4 protein-coding genes are annotated in these 3,939 nt (G+C 70.5%); 3 read left to right on the forward strand and 1 reads right to left on the reverse strand.

Going from position 1 to position 3,939, the window contains the following annotated elements; translation table 11 throughout:
- The 3 genes from STRTUCAR8_RS34040 to STRTUCAR8_RS34050 all read left to right on the forward strand — a co-directional run.
- Positions 1-2,003, forward strand: a 2,003-nt coding sequence (locus STRTUCAR8_RS34040; RefSeq protein ID WP_006380780.1) for an SMC family protein, incomplete at its 5' end; no start/stop codon positions are given.
- Complete coding sequence (locus tag STRTUCAR8_RS55240; RefSeq protein ID WP_044473373.1) at positions 1,900-2,457, forward strand: hypothetical protein; 558 nt, start codon at positions 1,900-1,902, stop codon at positions 2,455-2,457. The genes STRTUCAR8_RS34040 and STRTUCAR8_RS55240, both read left to right, overlap by 104 nt.
- Before the next feature lie 63 nt (positions 2,458-2,520).
- Entirely contained in the window at positions 2,521-2,901 is a 381-nt protein-coding gene (locus STRTUCAR8_RS34050; RefSeq protein ID WP_006380781.1) for a hypothetical protein, read from the forward strand.
- A 69-nt stretch (positions 2,902-2,970) separates the two neighbouring features.
- Here the strand turns inward: STRTUCAR8_RS34050 and STRTUCAR8_RS34055 are convergent, their stop codons facing one another.
- Complete coding sequence (locus STRTUCAR8_RS34055) at positions 2,971-3,810, reverse strand: hypothetical protein (RefSeq protein WP_006380782.1); 840 nt, start codon at positions 3,808-3,810, stop codon at positions 2,971-2,973.
- Between the last annotated feature and the right edge of the window lie 129 nt (positions 3,811-3,939).

A 3,939-nucleotide genomic window follows, 5' to 3' on the forward strand; every position in this document is an offset into this window, starting at 1 on the left:
GCCGCGACACCGACGGCACCGAGCGGCTCGCCGGGACCATCACCCTGCCTGGCGACTACGTCCGGGAGAACGTGGCGCTCGCGTACGCGGGCACAGTCCACGCGGTGCAGGGCCGAACGGTCGGCTACGGCGGATATCTGCTCGTCGAGGAGGGGATGAACCGCCAGCAGGTCTATCCCGGCCTCACCCGTGCCCAGCGGTACAACCGCGCGTTTGCCGCGTGCCAGGTTCCGGCCGACGAGCACCGGCTCCAGTCCCTCGACCAGGACGCGATGTCCATGCTGCAGGCCGCCATCGAGCGGGACGGTGGCGAGCTGTCCGCGCTGCAGGAGCTGCGCGAGTCCCAGGACTGGGCGGAGTCGATCCCGGCCCTTGAGCCGGAGTGGCGCGACTACGTCACCGAGCACACGCGCAACCAGTATGAGCCGATGCTGCGGCAGTTGCTGTCCGAGGATCACTACAAGAAGCTCAGGCAGGGCGACCCCAGCACGGTCTACCGGAAGCTGCGGGAGGCCGAGCTGGCCGGGCACGACGGCAAGCGTGTGCTGGCCAGTGCCATCGCGATGCGCCCGATGAGCTACCCCGTGCCGGACAACGTCCCGTCGCTGGTCAACTGGCGCATTGACACGATCCTCGACGACCGCACGCCGGAGAACGAGCCGGCGGGGCACAGCTGGTGTGACCGCACGCCGGAGATCCCCGGCATCGAGGGCGAGGTGGCCCGCAAGCTGGCCGAGGCCATGGACGCCCGGCGCGACGTGCTGGGCGAGCGCCTGGCGGAGGAGCCCCCGGAGTGGGCGATCCGCCACCTGGGCCCCGTTCCCGAGGACGTCCTCGACCGCGCAGAGTGGGAGCGGAACGCCGGCACCGTCGAGGGCTACCGCGAGCTGTACAACATCGACGCCCCCAACACGGCGATCGGCCGCCTGCCCGCGAAGGGCGCGGTCGAGCAGCGCGCCGCGTGGGAGGCCGCGCACTCCGCCCTCGGCCGCACCGAGGAGCAGGAGACCCTTGCGCGGACGTCCGACGCCGCCCTGCGCGAGATGGTCAACCGGTACCAGCGCGAGACGTCGTGGGCGCCGGCGCACATGGGCGCGGAACTGTCCGAGGCCCGGCAGATGGTCCTGCGCTACGAGGAGAAGGCCATCCTCGCGCAGGCCGACGCAGACCAGTGCGAGGACGCCGCCGAGCGCGCCGAGCTGGAAGCGCAGGCCCGCGGTTACGAGGACCTGGTGGGCAGCATGTCCGCGCGCGTCGAGGTGATGGAGCAGATCGACGAGGCCCGTTCCGCGTGGTACGAGGAGACCGCCCCGGCCCGCGAGGCCGCCGAGGCCGCCCGCGACGAACTCGACCGCCGTGGTCACGACGACCAGGCCCAGCAGGACGCCGACGAGGCCGAGCAGCAGCGCGGCCAGGAGCTCGACGAGGAGCTCGTCGCCGAGCCCGAGTACGACCTCGACCAGGCGCCGGAGATGGACTGGGAGGTCGAGGGCGAGACTCTCGACCAGGTCCCCGACGTGCGCGACGAGGCCGAACTGGCCCCGGAACTCACGTACCAGGAGCAGGAGGAGCTCGACCAGGCGCTCGCCGCGTACGAGGAGCGGTACCGCGCGGCCGCCGAGGTCGAGGACCTCGACGTCGACCAGGCCCCGGCGGTCGACTGGGGCGACGTGCCCGGGTTCGATGAGTCGGCGCCCGAGCTGGACGACGTCGCGCAGCAGCTGGCTGAGGAGGACGAGCAGCAGCGCGTCCAGGATGAGCTTGCCGCCGAGGCCGCCGCGTACCACGAGCCCGGCAGTCGAGGAGTCCGTCGACGCGCCCGAGCGGACGTGCCGCAGCCGAGGAGAGTGCGCAGGTCACGGCCGAGGCCGACCCGTACGTTACGAGCCCAACCCCGAGGTGGACGCGGCTATCGCGGCGTTCGAGCAGCGTCTTCGCGAGCAGGCCGAGGCCGCCCGCGAGGCCGAGCCGGAGTACAACCTCGACCAGGTCCCGGAGATTGACTGGGAGATCGAGGGCGAGACGTACGCGGAGCGTCCCGAGCAGGTCGCCGAGGCAGGGCTGCAGCCGGAGGCGCCGGAGCAGGACCTGGTGGCGGTGGTGTCCGTGCCCTCGGCCGAGGAGGAGCTGCTGCGTGCGCACTACGAGCAGCAGTACATCGACGAGAACGCGCGGATCGACCAGGAGCGTGCCCAGCGGGATCAGTTGGCTCCCGCGCAGTCGAGTGCCCAGGAGCTCCCGGCGCAGCTGGCGGACCTGCAGGAGGACCTCGACCGGGCGCAGGGTGCGCTCGCTGAGATCGTTGCCCGGCAGGCCGAGCGCGACCGGGCCGACGAGAGTCTGCAGGCCGAACAGGCCGAGCAGGCCGAGGCCGCCCGGCGCCAGGGGGCCGAGGTCGAGGTCACGCCGCAGATCGAGCAGGACCAGGGCCCGACCATCAGCTACGGCCCGCAGTAACGGCGTGCCGGCCCACCGGTCGGCTCGCCTCGTACCCTCAACCGACCAGGAGGTGAGCCGGAGTTGAGCACCGCGCAGCAGTGGACGCCGCCCGAACTACGGCCGGAGGACGAGCTCGTTCGCATGATTGAGCACGTCACGGCGAACGGCTACAGCAAGAACCGGTACGACGGCTACGACAAGGGCCTGCTCGCCGCGCTGAACTGGGCCGCCGGCCGGACGGAGACGCCGCCGGTCAGCAAGTCGCCGCTCGGCCACCCGGTTACGGGCACCGACGCCAAGCGTGAGCAGTACCGGGCCTATGAGGCGATGAAGGGCGGCATCGCCGAGCCCGAGCTGCGCGAAGTCGCCCAGGAGAAGGGCCGCGGTTACGTGACCGGGGTGGAGAACACTCTCGGGTGGGCGATCGGCGGGGATGCCCTGTGGGCACCATGGGAGACATAGCCGAAAGGCTCTAGAAGGCAGCAGGAAGCCCCCAGCACGTGGTGCTGGGGGCTTCCGTCGTCCGGGCCGCTAGTTGGCCGCTACAGGCCCGGCAGCGGGCGGTTCACGGCGGTGCTGGCGGTCCCATTCGATGTAGCCGGACAGGATCTCGTCGTCGTCGGTCGCTCTGGGGGCGCCGTTGTCGGGGTGGTTCGGGTTGTTGATCCACTCTTCGTCAACGTGTGCGCCCTTCTCGACGCACTTGATGAGCGCGTTGATGATCCGCTTCTTGGCGTTGGGGGCGTACCGGTCGTGCCAGTCCAGTGCACGGGACGGGGTGCCGTACGACGTGCGGTAGATCTTGATCCATTCCTGGCAGAGCCCGGACAGTTCGGCCACGGCGTCGCGGTGCCGGTACCAGCACGGCGGGATCCGCGAGGCTGTCACCGGACCGCCCACGGAGCCGTAGCCGGTCGGGTTGGTCTTGGCGAACATGTCCGCCGGCCAGCCGACCCACCCGTACGTGCCCAGCAGTTCGGAGCGGACCCAGCGGACCAGGGTCTCCCAGGCCTCTCCCGCTTCCTCCCTGTCCATGCCGTTGTCGAAGGACCAGTTCCAGACCGCGAGCTTCTCCTCTGGTCTGGACGCGATGGCTTCCAGGTCCTCGACGACCTGCTTGACCTTCTTACCCAGAGCGTCCAGGCCTGCCCGGAGCGGGGCGAGTTCCCCCCGGATCGGGGCGAGCTCCCCATGCAGGCCCGAGGTTCGCTCTTCCAGGTGGTCCAGCGCTTCCTGGACGGAGCTGAGTTGGTCGAGCGCGGTCTGCACGTCGCCGTTGCGCTCGCTCAGCGCCTTGATGTCCTTCTCGACCTTGCCGATGTCCTTGGCCAGGGCGAATACCTGCGAGGCGAGCCCGCTGTCCCCCGCCATCAGCGGCTTCCCTTCATCATCGAGACGCCGGAATCGGAGCCGTCCGAGCGCTGGCCGGGCACCTTCGGCTTGGACGTCAGCTTCTTCACGTCGCTCCGCTTCCACAGCGGCTTGATGTGGGTGATGACC

Source organism: Streptomyces turgidiscabies Car8 (assembly GCF_000331005.1).
Lineage (GTDB): Bacteria > Actinomycetota > Actinomycetes > Streptomycetales > Streptomycetaceae > Streptomyces > Streptomyces turgidiscabies.

Excerpts from the sequence above, each read along its gene's own strand:
- STRTUCAR8_RS34055 (WP_006380782.1), bottom strand. The coding sequence starts at position 3,810 with ATGGCGGGGGACAGCGGGCTCGCCTCGCAGGTATTCGCCCTGGCCAAG.